Here is a 504-nt window from a genome sequence, read left to right on the forward strand (position 1 = left end):
GCTTCGCGCTTGGCGACGGGCCCTACCATTTTTTTGACAAAAGCTCGCGTAGCGCCGCAGCATCCAGCATCTGCTCGGCCAGCAGCTTCTTCAGCTTGGCGTTCTCGACCTCGAGTTGCCGCAACCGCTTGGCCTCGGAGACGTCCATTCCGCCGAACTTCGCCTTCCAATTGTACAGCGTCGCTTCAGAGACGCCATGCTTCCGCGCCAAATCGGCAGTCTTCGCACCGGCCTCATGCTCACGCAGCACGCCAATAATCTGCTCTTCCGTAAACCTGGCTCGCTTCATCTGTCCGTCCTTCAGAAGGCCGGACTCTAACTTCAACTGGAGGAAATCGGCAGGGGCAGGTCATCTACGCTCACCGGGCCGGTGGTCACTTCCCCGGGGGAATTTGCCTCCGCATCAGCCCGCAGCGCCCGGTAACGCCGGATCGTCTTGCGGTCGACCCCCGTCAGCCTGTGGATCTCGCGCTGGCTGGCGTTGCGATCGAGTAACGTAAATAC

General features: G+C 60.7%; 1 protein-coding gene and 1 pseudogene. Both read right to left on the reverse strand.

The features are described from left to right. Positions 1 to 289, reverse strand: a pseudogene (locus AACY49_RS30425) (transposase); the annotation flags it as partial. Between the two features lie 32 nt (positions 290 to 321). Beyond that, a partial coding sequence (locus AACY49_RS30430) for a hypothetical protein (RefSeq protein ID WP_339527980.1) occupies positions 322 to 504 on the reverse strand: 183 nt, incomplete at its 5' end.

Source organism: Pseudomonas sp. EL_65y_Pfl2_R96 (genome assembly GCF_963970905.1).
Lineage (GTDB): Bacteria > Pseudomonadota > Gammaproteobacteria > Pseudomonadales > Pseudomonadaceae > Aquipseudomonas.